Origin of the sequence: Exiguobacterium sp. s130, from assembly GCF_018619055.1 — a bacterium.
Classification (GTDB): Bacteria; Bacillota; Bacilli; order Exiguobacteriales; family Exiguobacteriaceae; genus Exiguobacterium_A.
Genome location: NZ_JACSNI010000003.1, coordinates 205,552 through 221,586, shown reverse-complemented (window position 1 = coordinate 221,586; position 16,035 = coordinate 205,552). Strand labels below are relative to the sequence as shown.

14 protein-coding genes and 1 other annotated feature (1 of these 15 only partly in view) are annotated in these 16,035 nt (G+C 48.6%); of the genes, 7 read left to right on the top strand and 7 right to left on the bottom strand.

What is annotated here, in order from left to right:
* The first annotated feature begins 47 nt into the window (after window positions 1–47).
* From HZS85_RS08780 to HZS85_RS08750, 7 genes are all read left to right on the top strand, one after another.
* Window positions 48–929 (top strand): DUF1002 domain-containing protein, encoded by an 882-nt coding sequence (locus HZS85_RS08780; protein ID WP_214855133.1) that lies wholly within the window; start codon window positions 48–50, stop codon window positions 927–929.
* Between the two features lie 275 nt (window positions 930–1,204).
* Window positions 1,205–3,004: a ribosomal protection-like ABC-F family protein gene (abc-f, locus tag HZS85_RS08775; RefSeq protein ID WP_214855130.1), complete on the top strand. Its 1,800-nt coding sequence runs from the start codon at window positions 1,205–1,207 to the stop codon at window positions 3,002–3,004.
* A gap of 196 nt (window positions 3,005–3,200) precedes the next feature.
* Entirely contained in the window at window positions 3,201–4,664 is a 1,464-nt protein-coding gene (locus HZS85_RS08770; RefSeq protein ID WP_214855128.1) for an alanine/glycine:cation symporter family protein, read from the top strand.
* A gap of 137 nt (window positions 4,665–4,801) precedes the next feature.
* A complete protein-coding gene (locus tag HZS85_RS08765; protein ID WP_035409044.1) occupies window positions 4,802–5,695 on the top strand; it encodes a diacylglycerol/lipid kinase family protein in 894 nt (297 codons plus the stop codon).
* Window positions 5,696–5,940: 245 nt separating this feature from the next.
* The gene (locus tag HZS85_RS08760; protein WP_214855126.1) at window positions 5,941–6,657 is read left to right on the top strand and encodes a peptidoglycan DD-metalloendopeptidase family protein; all 717 of its coding nucleotides are present in this window, start codon (window positions 5,941–5,943) and stop codon (window positions 6,655–6,657) included.
* A 116-nt stretch (window positions 6,658–6,773) separates the two neighbouring features.
* The gene (locus HZS85_RS08755) at window positions 6,774–8,747 is read left to right on the top strand and encodes a penicillin-binding transpeptidase domain-containing protein (RefSeq protein ID WP_214855124.1); all 1,974 of its coding nucleotides are present in this window, start codon (window positions 6,774–6,776) and stop codon (window positions 8,745–8,747) included.
* 19 nt (window positions 8,748–8,766) lie between these two features.
* Window positions 8,767–9,237: a GNAT family N-acetyltransferase gene (locus HZS85_RS08750; protein WP_251137943.1), complete on the top strand. Its 471-nt coding sequence runs from the start codon at window positions 8,767–8,769 to the stop codon at window positions 9,235–9,237.
* 260 nt (window positions 9,238–9,497) lie between these two features.
* Here the strand turns inward: HZS85_RS08750 and trpA are convergent, their stop codons facing one another.
* Genes trpA through trpE form a run of 7 tightly spaced genes read right to left on the bottom strand, consistent with a single transcriptional unit; the run spans window position 9,498 to window position 15,783 of the window.
* On the bottom strand, window positions 9,498–10,280 hold the full coding sequence (gene trpA, locus HZS85_RS08745) for a tryptophan synthase subunit alpha (RefSeq protein WP_214855120.1): 783 nt from the start codon (window positions 10,278–10,280) through the stop codon (window positions 9,498–9,500).
* The gene (gene trpB / locus HZS85_RS08740; RefSeq protein ID WP_214855118.1) at window positions 10,280–11,476 is read right to left on the bottom strand and encodes a tryptophan synthase subunit beta; all 1,197 of its coding nucleotides are present in this window, start codon (window positions 11,474–11,476) and stop codon (window positions 10,280–10,282) included. The genes trpA and trpB overlap by 1 nt, the downstream gene beginning before the upstream one ends.
* Window positions 11,473–12,042: a phosphoribosylanthranilate isomerase gene (locus tag HZS85_RS08735; RefSeq protein WP_214855115.1), complete on the bottom strand. Its 570-nt coding sequence runs from the start codon at window positions 12,040–12,042 to the stop codon at window positions 11,473–11,475. The genes trpB and HZS85_RS08735 overlap by 4 nt, the downstream gene beginning before the upstream one ends.
* Window positions 12,039–12,806 (bottom strand): indole-3-glycerol phosphate synthase TrpC, encoded by a 768-nt coding sequence (gene trpC / locus HZS85_RS08730; RefSeq protein ID WP_214855113.1) that lies wholly within the window; start codon window positions 12,804–12,806, stop codon window positions 12,039–12,041. The genes HZS85_RS08735 and trpC overlap by 4 nt, the downstream gene beginning before the upstream one ends.
* Complete coding sequence (gene trpD, locus HZS85_RS08725; protein ID WP_214855111.1) at window positions 12,803–13,819, bottom strand: anthranilate phosphoribosyltransferase; 1,017 nt, start codon at window positions 13,817–13,819, stop codon at window positions 12,803–12,805. The genes trpC and trpD overlap by 4 nt, the downstream gene beginning before the upstream one ends.
* Window positions 13,820–13,825: 6 nt before the next feature.
* Window positions 13,826–14,392, bottom strand: a complete 567-nt coding sequence (locus tag HZS85_RS08720; protein ID WP_214855109.1) for an anthranilate synthase component II — start codon at window positions 14,390–14,392, stop codon at window positions 13,826–13,828.
* On the bottom strand, window positions 14,389–15,783 hold the full coding sequence (gene trpE, locus HZS85_RS08715) for an anthranilate synthase component I (RefSeq protein WP_214855107.1): 1,395 nt from the start codon (window positions 15,781–15,783) through the stop codon (window positions 14,389–14,391). Before trpE ends, HZS85_RS08720 begins: the two co-directional genes overlap by 4 nt.
* 49 nt (window positions 15,784–15,832) lie before the next feature.
* Window positions 15,833–16,035: a binding site (T-box leader), on the bottom strand; it runs 47 nt beyond the window's last position.

Below are 16,035 nucleotides of genomic sequence, written 5' to 3'. Positions count from 1 at the left end.
CCTGATACTATAGTTCATTCTGTTACTTACAATTGGAGGAATTCATTATGCATACACCAACAAAAATCATGGCGTCAGCCGTTATCGCTTCTGCTTTATTACTTCCGACAGCCGCATCCGCTGAGCAAGTCGTTGATAAAACAATCGTCACTCTCGGGGAGTCGCTCGGCGCAAAGGATAAGGCTTGGGTGCTTTCCCGTCTCAATGCACCGGAAGGCATCACGCCGATCATCGCCACTTCTGCTGACGAAGAAAAATATCTCGGGAAAAACATTCCCCAGTCGCAAAAAGGTGGCAACATGTATTCATCCGCTAAAATCGAATTGACGGAAAAAGGTGACGGACTTTCCGTTGCGACGGAAAACATTACGTGGGTGACGAAGGATATGTACTTGAACGCTCTCGTCACGGCAGGTGTCAAAGATGCCGACATCACGATCACTTCTCCTTATAAAGTGACTGGAACATCGGCACTGACAGGAATCATGAAAGCCTATGATCAAACTTCGGCTGAGACCGGAATCAAGCTGAGTGACGAACGGAAAGATTTAGCACAGCAAGAATTATCGGTCACTTCAGACGTCGGGAAGACAGTCGGGACAGATAAAGTCGCTGATTTGATGAATGAGATCAAGGCCGAAATCGCCAATCAAAAACCGGAAACAAAAGTCGAGATCGAAAACCTGATCGTCCAAGTCATTCAAAACAACAACATCCAACTGTCTGATGCACAGATGGATCGGTTGACGAATCTATTCAATCAAATGGAGCAAGCGAACATCAACTGGGGGCAAATCGAGAGTGGACTAAAAAATGCTGGTCAAGACATCCATGCGTTTGCAACGTCCGAGGAGACAAAAGGATTCTTCGCTAAATTATTTGATGGTCTGAGTGACTTCTTCAGCTCGATTGCTGGTGTGTTCAAATAATTCAGACTTCCGCAATTAACAAGATAATGGTAAACTGATTGTATCTGAAACGAAAGGTGGTGTGAAATGATGGACTTTGCTGCGTGCAAACATTGGTTAATGGAACAATTGTATCTGTTGCGCGCGATTTTTCATGGAATGGCGTTCTAAGGCACCCGTCTGCCCTTTTTAGAACTTCATGATTGAAAAATACAGCAAAGCGCATCTTTCACACACTAGGGAGAGTGCTATTTGCGCTCTCCTTTTTTTAATGCGCGCGAAAGGATCAACTCATTATGATGATTTGCGACATTCAACATCTGACAAAACAATTCGGAGGCGAAACGATCTTAACGGACGTTTCCCTCTTCTTAAACGAACACGATCGTGTCGGTCTGATTGGACGAAACGGGAGTGGTAAAACGACATTACTCCGCTTACTTGCTCGCCTTGACCAACCGGACGGTGGCGTCATCTATCAAAAGAACGGTTTGACGATTGGCTACTTGGAACAACTTCCCACTTATACCGAAACGATGACCGGACTCGACGTCCTTTGGGCGGCGTTTGAAGAGATCCTCGCAATCCGTTCTCGGATGCAACAGTTGGAGCTTTTGATGGCGACAGCGCCAGATGATCTGGATGCACTACTCGTTCGATATGCGGAAGCGACAAATGCATTCGAACAAAAAGATGGCTATCTACTCGACTCGAAGATCGAGCGCATGGTGAACGGATTACATTTACGTCCGTTACTCACTCGCCCTTTCCATCAGTTGAGCGGCGGTGAGCAAACTAAGATTTGCCTCGGTCGCATGTTGCTGATGGAACCACACCTCCTAATCCTTGATGAGCCGACGAACCATCTTGATTTAGCTGCCGTTGAATGGTTAGAACAATTCTTACGGGACTACACTGGAACTATCCTGCTCGTCTCTCACGACCGGGTCTTCTTAGACGCCGTCGTCACCTCGATCGTCGAGCTTGAAGATGGTGAACTGACCTCCTATCTAGGGAACTACAGTGCGTTCGTCGTCGAACGAGAACGTCGCTTGATGGAACAGTTCCACGCCTATCAGGAACAACAGAAAAAAATCAAGAAGATGAAGGAAGCGATTCGTCGACTACGGCAGTGGGCAAACGAAGCATCTCCACCGAGTGAGAAATTATTCCGTAAAGCAAAATCGATGGAGCGGGCACTCGAGCGAATCGAACGGATCAAACGACCGCAACTCGAAGCCAAAACCGCTGATGTCTCTTTTTCTTCTACCGATCATACGAGTCAAGTCGTCTTTCGCGCTGAAGAACTCTCGTTTGCTTACGGAATCCGCCACATTTTTGATGACGTCTCGTTCGAGATCATGGCACAGGATCGGGTCGCGATCGTCGGAACGAATGGGAGTGGGAAATCGACATTGCTCTCACTGCTGCTTGACGAATTATCACCAGAGGCAGGCACACTCACGCGTGGACCATCGAATCATGTCGGTTACTTGTCCCAGCATGCCCATTTCGAGGAGGACGCGCGGTTAATTGACTGGTTTAGAGACCGGATTGCCGTTCCAGAAGCGGAAGCCCGCCATATCCTAGCCCGGTTCCTGTTCTTTGGACCAACTGTCTTTCGGTCCATTTTGTCACTAAGCGGAGGAGAACGTGTGCGATTGCAACTCGCCGTCCTCGTTCATTCGTCGATCAATGTATTAATTCTCGACGAGCCGACGAACCATCTCGATATTGAATCAAGAGAGACACTCGAAGAAGCACTCGAGAATTTTTCTGGTACATTGATTGCCGTCTCACACGACCGCTATTTCTTGAATCGGCTTTTTCCGCAGATCCTGTGGCTCGAAAATGGTCTGACGCGTTATCATGGTACGTATACGTATGCTCAACAGAAGCGTACTGAGTTCGCTACGTCTTCCTCACTCCACGTAACCCCTCAAAAACCAAAACGCTTGTCACAATACGAGTTAGAAGTGCAGATCGAGCGGCTTGAACAGAAATTAACAAAACGTGAAAAACCGACCGATACCGTTTCTAAAAGCATCCAACAGCAACTCGATGACCTATACGAACAGTTGCTACAGTATGGATGATTTAGCTTTACTTGCCTGTCACTCTCGATACCGAGAGTGGCAGTTTTTTCGTTCATTCACAAGATTTCAGCATACGGTTTTTTAGCTAACCTTATTAAGTTTTAAAATTTTATTTTATTTTGTTGTTGATTATTTTCAGAAAATTCGTATAATTTAGCGTATAGTTTTTATTATTCTTTGGGAGGAATACACCATCATGAACGCCATTCAGCAAGTCATTCAAGGAAGTGTCGATTACGCTAACAACATTTTATGGTCGTATGTATTAATCGCTGTATTGATCGGCGGCGGGATCTACTTCACCATCCGAACTGGCTTCATCCAATTCACTTACTTAAAAGAGATGTTCCGCGTCACGCTCGATAAAAGTGAACAAACAACAGACGATAAAGGAGAAAGCATCACTTCTCTCCAGTCATTCTTCATCGGTGCTGCGACACGGATCGGTACGGGTAACCTTGCCGGTGTCACGATTGCCGTCACACTCGGCGGACCAGGTGCCGTCTTCTGGATGTGGATGGTCGCTCTCTTAGGGGGCGCGACGGCTCTCATCGAAAGTACACTGGCTCAAGTCTATAAAGTACGCGATACGAAATCGAACGCATACCGTGGTGGTCCTGCCTACTACATCGAAAAAGGCTTGAAGAACCGAGCTCTCGGAATCGTCTTTGCAATCTTGATTGCTGTGACGTTCGGCCTTATCTTCAACTCCGTTCAATCAAACACGATTGCCGCTGCCTTTGACAATGCGTTCGGTATCAACACAGCTGTCGTCGGCGCAGCACTCGTCGTCTTGACGGGACTCGTCATCTTTGGTGGTGTCCACCGTGTCGCGAAGTTCTCTGCAATCATCGTTCCTATCATGGCAGGTCTCTACTTGATTGCTGCTCTTTATGTCGTCGTTACGAACCTGACGGAACTTCCTGGTGTGTTCGCAATGATTTTCAAAAGTGCCTTCGGAATCGAGCAAGCATTCGGTGGCTCGGTCGGTGCTGCAATCTCACTCGGTGTCAAACGCGGATTGTTCTCAAACGAAGCGGGAATGGGGTCTGCTCCAAACGCTGCGGCGGCGGCTGAAGTCTCTCACCCAGCAAAACAAGGTTTCTTACAAACACTTGGTGTATTCCTTGATACGTTGATCGTCTGTACAGCGACAGCAACGATTATTCTCCTCAGTGATAGTTATGCGGCTGGAAATGGCGAAGGAATCGGCATGTTGCAAAACGCGCTCTCCGAAGAATTTGGTGCAATTGCCCCACCATTCATCGCACTCAGCGTCTTCTTATTTGCTTTTAGTTCGATCGTTGGTAGTTACTACTACGGTGAGACGAACATCGAGTTCATCAAACAAAGTCCAGCAGCCGTCTTCGGTTTCCGGATTGCGACAATGGGCTTCGTCTTCATCGGATCTATTCTCAGCCTCGGTATGGTATGGAGTTTTGCCGATCTCTTCATGGCAGGCATGACATTAATCAATATGACAGCGATCCTCCTCTTGAGCGGCATCGCTCTCAAAGTCATCAAAGATTATCAGGAACAACGGAAACAGGGACTCGATCCTGTCTTCTCAGCAAAAGCACTCGGGATTGAAAATACGGAGTGTTGGGACGTTGAAGAAGAAGCTCGTCCTGCTGCTGGTGAAGTGCCGCCATCACAATGATTTAACTCTGAGTTCAAACTTCAACACCGAGGAAGCCATGCGCCTACTCGGTGTTTTTATTTGTAAAAAAGAATTTGGATTATGTTTTCATCGGACAGGGAAAAAGTCAACAGATTGCCCCGAAGGAGGAATTCATCTTGTCTCAAGCTATGTTGATCATCAACCCGTCTTCTGGTAAAGAACTCGGAAAAAAACACGCGACGCTCGCTGAAGAGACGCTTGCTACTCGCTTTCAAACCGTCGACGTTCGATTCACGGAAAAAGAACACGATGCAACGGAATTCGCACGTCATGCCGCCCAGTCTAATTACGACGCCGTCATCGCCATGGGTGGTGATGGAACGGTCAATGAAGTCATTACTGGAATTGCCGAGCAACCACATCGTCCAACACTCGGGATCGTACCGCTTGGGACGGTCAATGATTTATCACGCGCGTTACACATCCCGACGGACCCCGAAGAGGCGATTCAGATATTAGCTGATGCCCCTGCCCGCCCGCTTGATATCGGTAAATATGATGATCATTACTTCATGAACGTCATTGCGGTTGGTCTGATTGCGGAAGCCGTCGAAGAAGTGAGCATCGAACAGAAAACGTCACTTGGATCGGTCGCTTATTTCATTGAAGGTCTGAAAGCCTTTAAGGATCATAGTCCTTATCCAATCGAAATCAACTCTGCCGAAAAACAATTTGATGGAGAAGCCCACTTGTTAATCATCGCCTTGACGAATTCCGTTGGTGGATTCGAATCGTTTGCGGAAGAAGCAAAAGTCGACGATGGATTACTGCATGGATTCATCATTACGAAGCTCGGATTCTTTGATGCGCTTCAAGCATTACCTAAACTCATCACGGGTGGGTTATCAAAGGCGGATCAAATCGAACACTTCACGACGACACGTGTCGAGATTCGTTCGAAAGAAGAGTTACCAATCAATGCCGATGGTGATACGGCAGGTCATGTTCCTGTGACTGTCGAGGTACTTCCTCAACATCTCACTGTATATTCACCATTCTCTGCTGACTAACGTTATACGAGTAAAAAAAGAAATCGACGATTTGTCGGTTTCTTTTTTTACTTTAAAATCCATTACAATATATGTTAACAAAGCGTAATTTTGAAACATATTTGAAATATTTTTGTGTTATTGACGATGCTATAATCATCTCAGGCGAAAAATCATTCTTTAAAATAAATAAATATGCATAAAATCTTACAATTTTGTAATGATCAGTTCTGGCGCTTCAGATTTTTAAGGAGGAAATACACTTAATGAAACGTTTGCTTACAACAATGACAATGACAGCTTTGGTAGTTTCAGGTTTTGCTACAACGAGTGCTTCGAAAGTTGAGGCCGCAACGACATATAAAGTAAAAGTCATGGCAGACGGACTACGCGTCCGGACAGGTCCATCAACGGCTTATAAAATCGTCGGTAGCGTCAATACAGGACAGACATTCAATTATCTCGGTGTTTCTGGTTCATGGACAAAAATTTCATACGGCGGCGCATCACGCTACGTTTCTTCTACATATGTTAAAAAGTACAGTACGACGACTTCAACAAAAGCAACGACTGGTTTTTCGCGTCCAGCAAGCGGTCCGATCACACAAGGATACGGTGCGGCAAGCGGTGTTTATGGTTACACGTTCCACAATGGTATTGATATCGGTGCTCCGACGGGTACACCCATCTATGCTTCAGCTGCTGGAAAGGTCATCACGTCTCGTTACTACGGTGCATACGGTAATCATGTCATGATGACGCATACGGTTAACGGCATCCAGTACACGACAGTTTACGCACATATGAACAGCCGTGCTGTTTCTGTTGGACAAACGATTGCTAAAGGAACAAAAATCGGGACAGTCGGCTCGACAGGAAATGCCTTTGGTGCTCACTTGCATTTTGAAATGCACCGCGGCTCTTACGTTTACAGTGGAACGTCTGCAGCAAACAGCGTTAATCCACTCAATTACTTCAACTGAATCAGATTTGCCGGACTTCTCATCTTGAGAAGTCCGGTTTTTTGTTTCAGATGAAATCTTCTGACAGGAGTGGTACGGTATATGCATGGCTCTCATGCATATAGGAGGCGAATCATATGAAACGAACCATTCCCTTGATTCTATCGGCATCTTTCGGCGTGACTCTGCTTGCCGGTTGCCAAGATCAACCGACACCTGAAGAACGTCTTGATGCCTATATCAAACTTTGGGAGAAACAGGACTACGATAAAATGTATACGTACGCGAGTACAGCTACTAAAAAAGAATACGGTAAAAAAGAATTCATCGAGCGAACGAAACAATTGTCGAAATCACTTGATATTCAAAAGTTATCCGTCGAACGAAAGAAAGCGGAGGAAGCAACGGATGACGAAAAAGCGTCCCTTCCCGTGCGGATTTCCTTTGATACAGTTGCAGGAACCGTTGCCTACGATAAACAAGTTCCACTGACATTCGAGAAACAAGGTGAGACCGAAAACTGGTTCATCGACTGGGATACTTCTTTTGTCCTAAAGGATTTTAAAAAGGACGACAAAGTCCAGCTACAAACCGTTGAAGGCAAACGTGGTGATTTACTCGATTCGAATGAGAAACCGCTCGCAACCTCTGGAAAAGGATTTGCTGTCGGCGCGACAGCCGGACAATTAAAAGACGTCGAGAAAGTTGCCGAATTGCTCGACCGCCCGACCTCTTCAGTCGAAGATTCCTTAAAGGCAAGTTGGGTCAAAGATGGACAGTTCGTTCCGCTCAAAACGATGACCGACGAAGCAATGGTTGAAAAATTGCGTGACATTCCTGGAATCAGTGTCCAAGAAACGGAAGTCCGAACGTATCCACTTGGTAAAGCAGCCTCTCATTTGATTGGATATATCGGTTCAGCGACAGCAGACGAGATTAAACAATCAAAAAATCAAATCCAAGCTGGCGAGCAAGTCGGGAAACGTGGACTTGAACAAGTACTCGATGAGCGCTTACGTGGTAAAGCCGGTGCGACAATCACTTTACAGAAAATAGACGGCTCAAACGTTACTGTTGCCGAAACGAAACCGACAGATGGCGAAGATATTGCGTTGACAATTGATGCCACTCTTCAAAAAAAGACTTATGAAACGATGCAGGATGATCCCGGAACAGCATCAGCGATTGATCCGCAGACCGGCGAGACCCGTGTCTTACTCAGCTCTCCTGGCTTTGATCCTTCTGAATTCATGTCAGGAATCTCACAGGCACGACTCGATGAACTGACGCAGGACCCGGACCAGCCATTATTGAACCGATTCACAAGTGCCTTCGCACCCGGTTCGACTCAAAAACCATTGACGGCTGCTGTCGGATTAAAGAGCGGAACGCTCGACCCGGAAAAAGCCTACACAATCAATGGGCTGAAAAATAAGATCGATGGTTTTAACGTCACCCGCATTCATGAGACACCGGCCCCGGTCAATCTGCATAATGCGCTCGTCTATTCCGACAACATCTATTTCGCCCGTTCGACACTCGAACAAGTCGGAACGAAAGCATTTACGTCTGGTCTTGAAGCGCTCGGATACGGTGAAAAGCTACCGTTCACGTACCCCTTACGTGCCTCACAGATCTCAAACGACGGGACGATTTCTTCTGATGGACAGCTGATGGACACGTCTTACGGACAAGGTCAGATGTTGACGAACATTCTACACTTAGCATCGATGTATGAAATTTTCCTGACGGATGGAACAATCTATCGTCCGACACTCTTACAAGAGGAAAAAACGAAGCAAGTCTTTAAGAAGGATTTACTCGACGCAGACGACGCGAAGATGATCCGCGATGATTTGTATGATGTCGTTCATAACGGTTATACGCTTCCGGCTGATATCAAAGAAGTCGATGTTGCCGGTAAGACAGGTACGGCAGAATTGAAAAAGGCAGGCGAAACCGACGGCAAAGAGAATGGCTTCTTCGTTGGATACGACAACGACAAAAAAGATCTTCTCGTTGCCATCATGATCGAGTCAGTCGAAAAAGAAGATCGTGGCAGTCCGTACGTGTCGGGACTTGTCGCCGAAGTACTCAAACAAAATCGATGATCGGAGTGATCGCTTCTTGATGATCCGCACTAGCTGTACTTCAGACCTCCCTGCCCTGCTTACACTGACGGCAGAAACATTCGCGCATCACAAGCGGTTGTCGCCTCACTTTCACCCAGATGTAACGACACCATACACGCTAGAGTCTTTAAGTCAGATGATAGAAGCAGAACAACACCTCTGTCTGACAGCGCTCGATGGAGAAACACTCATTGGTTACTTGTTTGGCAAGTGGACGGCGCCAGCATCCGATCGATTTACGCCCATTCGTATCTTGAACATCACTGACGTCGGTGTCACCTTTTCCCATCGTTCATCAGGAATCGGTCGCCAGTTGATGCAGGTGGCAGAAGAACTCGCACTCGAACGAAAGGTCGATGCTGTTCGCTTAAACGTTTGGACGGTCAACGACCGGGCCGCAACGTTTTATGAAGAACTCGGATTTGAACCGCTGTATACGAACTTGCAGAAGTCACTCGTTCAAAAGTGACATCTATACGAAAAAGGGGCTGACTCAAAAAAGAATGACGCGTCTTTTCACGCCCTTTCCTCAGACGAGACACAAGCCAGTTTTCCTGCTTCATTCAAGCAGGAAAGCGGGTCTTGTTTGTCTCTGACAGCGCATAATGCGCTTTTTCCTGTAGGAGTGGCGTGTGACGCGTCATTCTTTTTTTAGAGATACGGGTGGCAGATCATCATTCTGCCACCCTTATGTTTGTAGAAACTGACTTTTGAGACAGCCCCTTTTTATTAATGTGACGGCGTCGCCGCAAGACGTGCTGCCATCAACTGTTGAATCGTTTCTCGATCGTTCTGATGGAGTAAGTCGACGATCTTACTGCCGACGATGACCCCCGAGACTGGGCGGCTTAATTGTTTGACGTGTTCCGGTGTACTGATTCCGAAACCGGCAAGTACCGGTACCGGACTATGGGCTGCGACATTTGCTAAATGTTCTTCAAGTGTCTTATCAAACGTCGTCTGTCCGCCTGTTGTCCCATTGACCGTAACCGCATAAAGGAATCCTTCGCTTTTATCGGCAATCTTTTGAATCCGTTCCATTGGACTCGTCAAGGAGACGAGTTGAACGAGCGCGATATCCGACTTGTCCTCTTGTTCGAAGAACTGTTCGCTCTGTTCAAGTGGTAAATCAGGAATGATCAATCCGTCAACCCCGACTTCGCGACATGTAGCAAGAAACGCCGTTAATCCGTAGCGGAAAATCGGATTCAAGTACGTCATCAAGACGATTGGAACATCGACGGTCTGACGGGCAACGCGAACCGCCTCAAGAACATCCTTCAGTCCGACGTTCGCTTCTAGCGCCCGGAGTCCCGCTTCTTGAATGACTGGACCGTCAGCAACGGGATCCGAAAACGGAACGCCGACTTCAATCGCTGTCGCTCCGGATTCAGCGAGAAACGCTAAGATTTCCGGAAGGCGATCAATCCCTCCATCTCCCCCCATGACGTACGGGATGAAGGCTTTTTCGCCCTTACTTGTAACGTTACGAATCGCTGTTTCTAATCGCATCATTCTTCCCCCTTTAGTGCGTTTCTGACAGTAACAACATCTTTGTCGCCACGTCCTGATAAGCAGATAACGAGAATCTCTTCCTTGTCCATCTCTGCAGCGAGTTGAGTCGCATAGGCAATCGCGTGTGCCGACTCGAGTGCCGGGATGATTCCCTCCTTGCGGCTCAACAGCTGTAGTGCTTCGAGTGCTTGTTCGTCGGTCACTGCTTCATACTGAACACGACCGATATCTTTGAGCAAACTATGCTCGGGTCCGACGCCCGGATAGTCAAGTCCAGCTGAGATCGAGTGCGCTTCTTGTACTTGACCATGGGCATCCTGTAAGAGATACATCATCGAGCCGTGCAAGACACCGACCTCTCCTTTTGTCATCGTCGCTGCGTGTTGATCCGTCTCAACACCACTTCCCGCTGCTTCAATGCCGTACAATTTTACGTCCGTATCATCGATGAACGGATGGAACATGCCGATCGCATTACTGCCGCCGCCGACACAAGCGACGATCGCTTTCGGCAGACGCCCCTCTTTTTCGATGATTTGACGTCGTGTCTCTTTTCCGATGACTGCTTGGAAATCACGGACGAGTTGCGGGAATGGGTGTGGTCCGAGAACAGAACCCATCAAGTAATGCGTGTCTTCGACATGTTTGACCCAGTAACGGAGTGCTTCATTGACGGCATCTTTGAGTGTCCGACTCCCTTGTGTGACCGGGATGACGGTTGCTCCAAGTAACTCCATCCGAAAGACGTTCAACTCTTGACGACGGACGTCCTCTTCGCCCATGAAGATGACACACTCGAGGTCGAGCAAGGCACAGACCGTTGCTGTTGCGACACCGTGTTGCCCTGCCCCTGTCTCAGCAACGATTTTTCGTTTCCCCATCCGTTCAGCCAGTAACGCCTGACCAATCGTATTGTTGATTTTGTGGGCACCGGTATGGTTCAAGTCTTCTCGTTTCAAGTAGATCTTTGCGCCACCGATCGTTTGCGTCAAATGTTCAGCAAAATAAAGTGGTGTCTCACGTCCGACGTATTCTTTCAGCAATTCGTCCATCCGCGCTTGAAATGTTGGATCCTCTTTTACTATTGCATAAGCTTCTTCGAGTTCAATCACCGCGTGCATCAATGTTTCCGGGATGTAGCGTCCTCCGTATTTACCATATTGCCCTAATGTATCCGGTTGTGCGTAGCTCATGCTTCTCTCTCCTTTACGGCATCTGCGAATGCCTGCATTTTGATGGAATCTTTCTGTCCATCCGTTTCGATGCCACTTGAGACATCGACGGCGAACGGGTGATATCGTTTGATTGCTTCTCCTACATTTTCAGCTGTCAAGCCACCGGCAATGAACAGTGGACGATCGGCTTGAATGTCTCGTGACCAGTCGAATGTCTCGCCACTTCCAGCAACCGGTGCGTCGACGAGCACGTACTCCGTCTGTTGCTCTACTTCCGTGATGTCCGTCACGGGAATCGCTTGAATGACGGGAACCGGTAGCTTGCCATCCGGGATGATCCCGTGAATTTGAACGAGATCTAGCGCGACTTGCTCGACCGCGTCGACGACCTGTTGATTAGTCGGGGAGACGAAGACACCGACGACCTGGACCGTACTCGGAATGTCGCGTCTAAGACGCGCCGCCTCTTCTAGCGTGACCTGTCTTTTGCTTTTAGCAAAGACGAAGCCGATGTAGTCCGCTAAGCGAACTGCCGCTTCGACATGTTCTCCTTCCCGGAGACCACAGAACTTAATCCGTGTCATACGCGAACGCCACTCACTTCTCGGATGAAGACTTGTGGATCGTCTGCTCGCATCAATGTCTCACCGACGAGGATCCCGTCTGCACCGGCAGCGTGTAATCGCTGTGCTTCCTCGACCGTCTTGATACCACTCTCACTGATATACCGGACGTCCGGTTGTTTCTGTTCGAGTAATCCGACCGATGTCTGTAAATCGACTTCGAACTTTTTCAAGTTCCGATTGTTGATTCCAATGATTTGTGCACCGATCGCCTCTGCCCGGCGTAATTCCTCTTCGTCATGGACTTCGACTAAGACCTCAAGTCCTTCTGCGTAAGCATACGCATACAAGTCAGCAAGCGTCTCCTGCTCGAGGGCCGCAACGATCAAGAGAATCAACTGTGCGCCATGTGATTTTGCCTGGTCAATCTGAATCCGGTCAATCATGAAATCCTTACAGAGGACAGGGATGTTGACTGCTGCAGCGACTGCCGCTAAATCGTCCATCGATCCTTTGAAGTACGTCTCGTCCGTCAAGACAGAGATGACGGTCGCCCCACTCGCTTCATATTGTTTGGCCTGAGCGATGACGTCGACGTCGAGTGCGATGGCACCTTTTGATGGCGAAGCTCGTTTGATTTCCGCGATGACGGATAAATCCGCTCCGGCTAGTCGTTGCTTGATCGACGGCTTCAATGCCTCCCGATCAATCCGTTCGACACCAGTTAATTTTAATTGCAGGACTTCTGCTCGTTTCGTTTCGATGATGCGATCTAAGATATTCATCCGATTGCTTCCTCCCGTGTCATTTGTCGTAATTGGTTCAATCGTTCCATCGCCCGTCCTGAATCGATGCTATCTGCTGCTAAGGCGATCCCTTCTTCGATCGTCTTCACCCGATTTGCTGCAAAGAGAGCGATCCCAGCGTTCAGTAGAACGGTGTCGCGATAAGCACCATTCTCTCCACTCAGGACTTGCAGTAAAATCGCCGCATTCTCTTGTGCACTTCCACCGCGGATCGCTTCAAGCGGTGCGGTCTTCAGTCCGACTTCCTCCGGATGAAGACTGAAGCGGATCAGTTCACCTTCGTCGAGTAAGACGAGTTGGTTCGTTCCGGCAAGAGACGCTTCATCCATTCCATTCGCACCGTGCAAGACGATCGCCCGCTTTCGTCCGAGTCGGTGCAGTGTCAACGCCATCGTCTCGAGCATATCCTCCCGGTAAATTCCTAATAGTTGTGTCTTGAGCGGGACCGGATTCGTCAACGGACCAATCAAGTTAAAGATCGTCGGAATCCGTAAATCACGTCGGACCTTCATGATTTGCTTGACACGCGGATGCATCCGTTGTGCAAACAAGAAGGCGATTCCGTTCGTCTCGAGTTGCTCTACTAAGTGTTCCGGTGTTGCATCGAGTGAAACCCCGAGTGCTTCAAGTACATCAGCGCTACCCGTCTTACTTGAGACACTCCGGTTCCCGTGCTTCGCGACTTTCATGCCGGCACCGGCTAGAACGAAAGCGGCTGTCGTACTGATGTTGAACGATTGCGAGCCGTCGCCTCCTGTACCGCAGTTATCCATGAAATCACCGGTGACTGGAATGTCGAGCGCGACTTCGCGCATGATCGAAGCGAGACCGGCTAGCTCTTCTGCTGTCTCTCCTTTTGCTTTCAGAGCAACGAGAAAGGCGGCAATTTCGCTATCAGTAACATCTTCGGCAAACAGTTCGCGTGCTGCCTGTTGCATCTCTTCATATCGTAAATGTTTCGCTTCTGCTAATTTCAATAACGTCTCTTTCATCGTTCGTCACTCCTTCGTCAATTCAATGAATCGTTTAATCATCTGCTGTCCTTGTGGTGTTCCGACGGATTCAGGATGGAACTGGATTCCGAATGTCGGATGTGTCTTGTGCTCGAGCGCCATGATCGTCCGGTCATCCGTTTCTGCTGTGATGACGAGCTTCGTCGGTAAGTCGTTTCGAGCGACGATCAGCGAATGATAGCGCATGACCTCTAACGTTTCCGTCATGTCGTCGAAGAGTTGTCCCGATTGTCGAATCATCGATGTCTTCCCGTGCATGATGACTGGTGCTTCGACGACGCGTCCCCCGAATGCTTCGCCGATTGCCTGATGTCCGAGACAGACACCGAGAATCGGTACTTGCCCCGAGAATTGACGAATCAGATCGATGCAGATGCCAGCGTCAGCCGGACGGCCAGGACCGGGTGAGAGGATGATACCGTCCGGTTTCATCTCGCGTAGTTCTTCGATGCTAACCGCATCGTTTCGAATGACGTGAACGTCCGTATAAACGGATGCGTATTGGTATAGGTTATAGGTAAAGGAATCATAATTATCAATTAGGACGATCATTTCCAAACCTCCAGTAGTGATTTCGCTTTGTGTAACGTCTCCTGGTACTCAAGTCGTGGAATCGAGTCGTAGACGATACCAGCCCCTGCTTGAACAGAAGCGACACCATCCTTGATCACCATCGTCCGGATAGCGAGAGCAAAATCCATATTCCCCCGAATGTCGAAATAGCCAACAGCTCCAGCGTATACTTCTCGTTTGACCTGTTCGTACTGGTCAATCAACTGCATCGCTCGAATTTTCGGAGCTCCTGTGACCGTCCCAGCCGGTAGACAAGAGACAAGTGCGTCTGCTCCAGTCTTCCCGTCTGCTAACGTCCCTTCAACGACGGAGACGAGGTGCATGACGTTCTTGAATCGTTCGATTTGCATGAAGCGTGTCACTTCGACGGTACCAATCTGACAAATCCGTCCTAAGTCGTTGCGTCCAAGATCGACGAGCATCCGGTGTTCTGCCCGTTCCTTTTCATCGTGAAGCAACTCTTCTGCTAGCCGTTCATCTTCCTCTGTCGTCTTTCCCCGGCGACGTGTGCCGGCAATCGGATTCGTCGTCACTCGATCCCCTTTGACTTGGACCAAACTTTCCGGGGAGGCCCCAAGTATGATTGCTTCGCCTAAGTCGATATAAAAGAGATAGGGACTCGGATTATCCTTGCGGAGCTTCCGGTAAAACTGGAATGGGTCACCCGTAAACGTCGCATCGAGGCGTTGCGAGAGAACCAGTTGGAAGACGTCTCCTTGGCGAATATGTGTCTTCGCTTGCTCAACGAGCCCTTCAAACATCTCTTGATCCATCAATGGTTCATAGATGACATCCTGGAGTGGTCGCTCGATATCCGTTCGTTCTCGCGGTTGCTCGAGTTGCGCTTTTCGTTCTGCTAAACGTTGACGAAGGACGTCACGATCAGTGATGCCGCCAAGTGACGTTTGAATCAAATGAACACGATGTTCGAGATGATCGAACAGGATGATTTGGTCGTAGACGGCGAGCAGCGCGTCCGGTAATTGGCGCGTTCGTCTCGGAATCGCTCCGAGTGTCTCATACGCCCGCATCATATCGTATCCGACATATCCGATCCCGCCTGCTAAAAACGGAAGATCTTCTTCGACGCCCTCCCGGAGGATCATTTGTTGCATCAGCCGTACTGGATCACCTGTTTCTTGTGTCAATCGACCTGTCTTCAACTGTTCCCGTGTCACGGTTCGTCCTTCTGCGCGGATCATTTCCACCGGATCGACACCGATGATCGAATACCGTCCATGATCCGTATGCGCTGAACTTTCAAGCAAGCATTTCTGTGTTCCACTCAGTTGTTGGAAAATCATGATTGGCGTCATCTCGTCGCCGTTTAGTTCAAGTTGTTCGATGATAAGTGTGTCTGTCTGAACCATCCCTGTTCGCCTCCTAGAATAAAAAAAGTCCCCCACACAGCTATGCTGTATGGAGGACGATGATCTCGCGGTGCCACCTCTCGATTGGAACGGTTCGACCGTTCCCACTCTGTCTGATGCGTCTAAATAAGAGACATCATAGCCTACGATAACGGGGGCATCCGTCGTGACATACTTCTTCGTTCAGCCACGCTCTCATGAGACCATTCACGAAACCTCGCCGTACGGAAGTCGCACCATTCTTCCGCTCTC

Excerpts from the sequence above, each read along its gene's own strand:
- HZS85_RS08780 (WP_214855133.1), top strand. The coding sequence starts at position 48 with ATGCATACACCAACAAAAATCATGGCGTCAGCCGTTATCGCTTCTGCT.
- abc-f (WP_214855130.1), top strand. The coding sequence starts at position 1,205 with ATGATGATTTGCGACATTCAACATCTGACAAAACAATTCGGAGGCGAA.
- HZS85_RS08770 (WP_214855128.1), top strand. The coding sequence starts at position 3,201 with ATGAACGCCATTCAGCAAGTCATTCAAGGAAGTGTCGATTACGCTAAC.
- HZS85_RS08760 (WP_214855126.1), top strand. The coding sequence starts at position 5,941 with ATGAAACGTTTGCTTACAACAATGACAATGACAGCTTTGGTAGTTTCA.
- HZS85_RS08755 (WP_214855124.1), top strand. The coding sequence starts at position 6,774 with ATGAAACGAACCATTCCCTTGATTCTATCGGCATCTTTCGGCGTGACT.
- HZS85_RS08750 (WP_251137943.1), top strand. The coding sequence starts at position 8,767 with ATGATCCGCACTAGCTGTACTTCAGACCTCCCTGCCCTGCTTACACTG.
- trpA (WP_214855120.1), bottom strand. The coding sequence starts at position 10,280 with ATGCGATTAGAAACAGCGATTCGTAACGTTACAAGTAAGGGCGAAAAA.
- trpB (WP_214855118.1), bottom strand. The coding sequence starts at position 11,476 with ATGAGCTACGCACAACCGGATACATTAGGGCAATATGGTAAATACGGA.
- HZS85_RS08735 (WP_214855115.1), bottom strand. The coding sequence starts at position 12,042 with ATGACACGGATTAAGTTCTGTGGTCTCCGGGAAGGAGAACATGTCGAA.
- trpC (WP_214855113.1), bottom strand. The coding sequence starts at position 12,806 with ATGAATATCTTAGATCGCATCATCGAAACGAAACGAGCAGAAGTCCTG.
- trpD (WP_214855111.1), bottom strand. The coding sequence starts at position 13,819 with ATGAAAGAGACGTTATTGAAATTAGCAGAAGCGAAACATTTACGATAT.
- HZS85_RS08720 (WP_214855109.1), bottom strand. The coding sequence starts at position 14,392 with ATGATCGTCCTAATTGATAATTATGATTCCTTTACCTATAACCTATAC.
- trpE (WP_214855107.1), bottom strand. The coding sequence starts at position 15,783 with ATGGTTCAGACAGACACACTTATCATCGAACAACTTGAACTAAACGGC.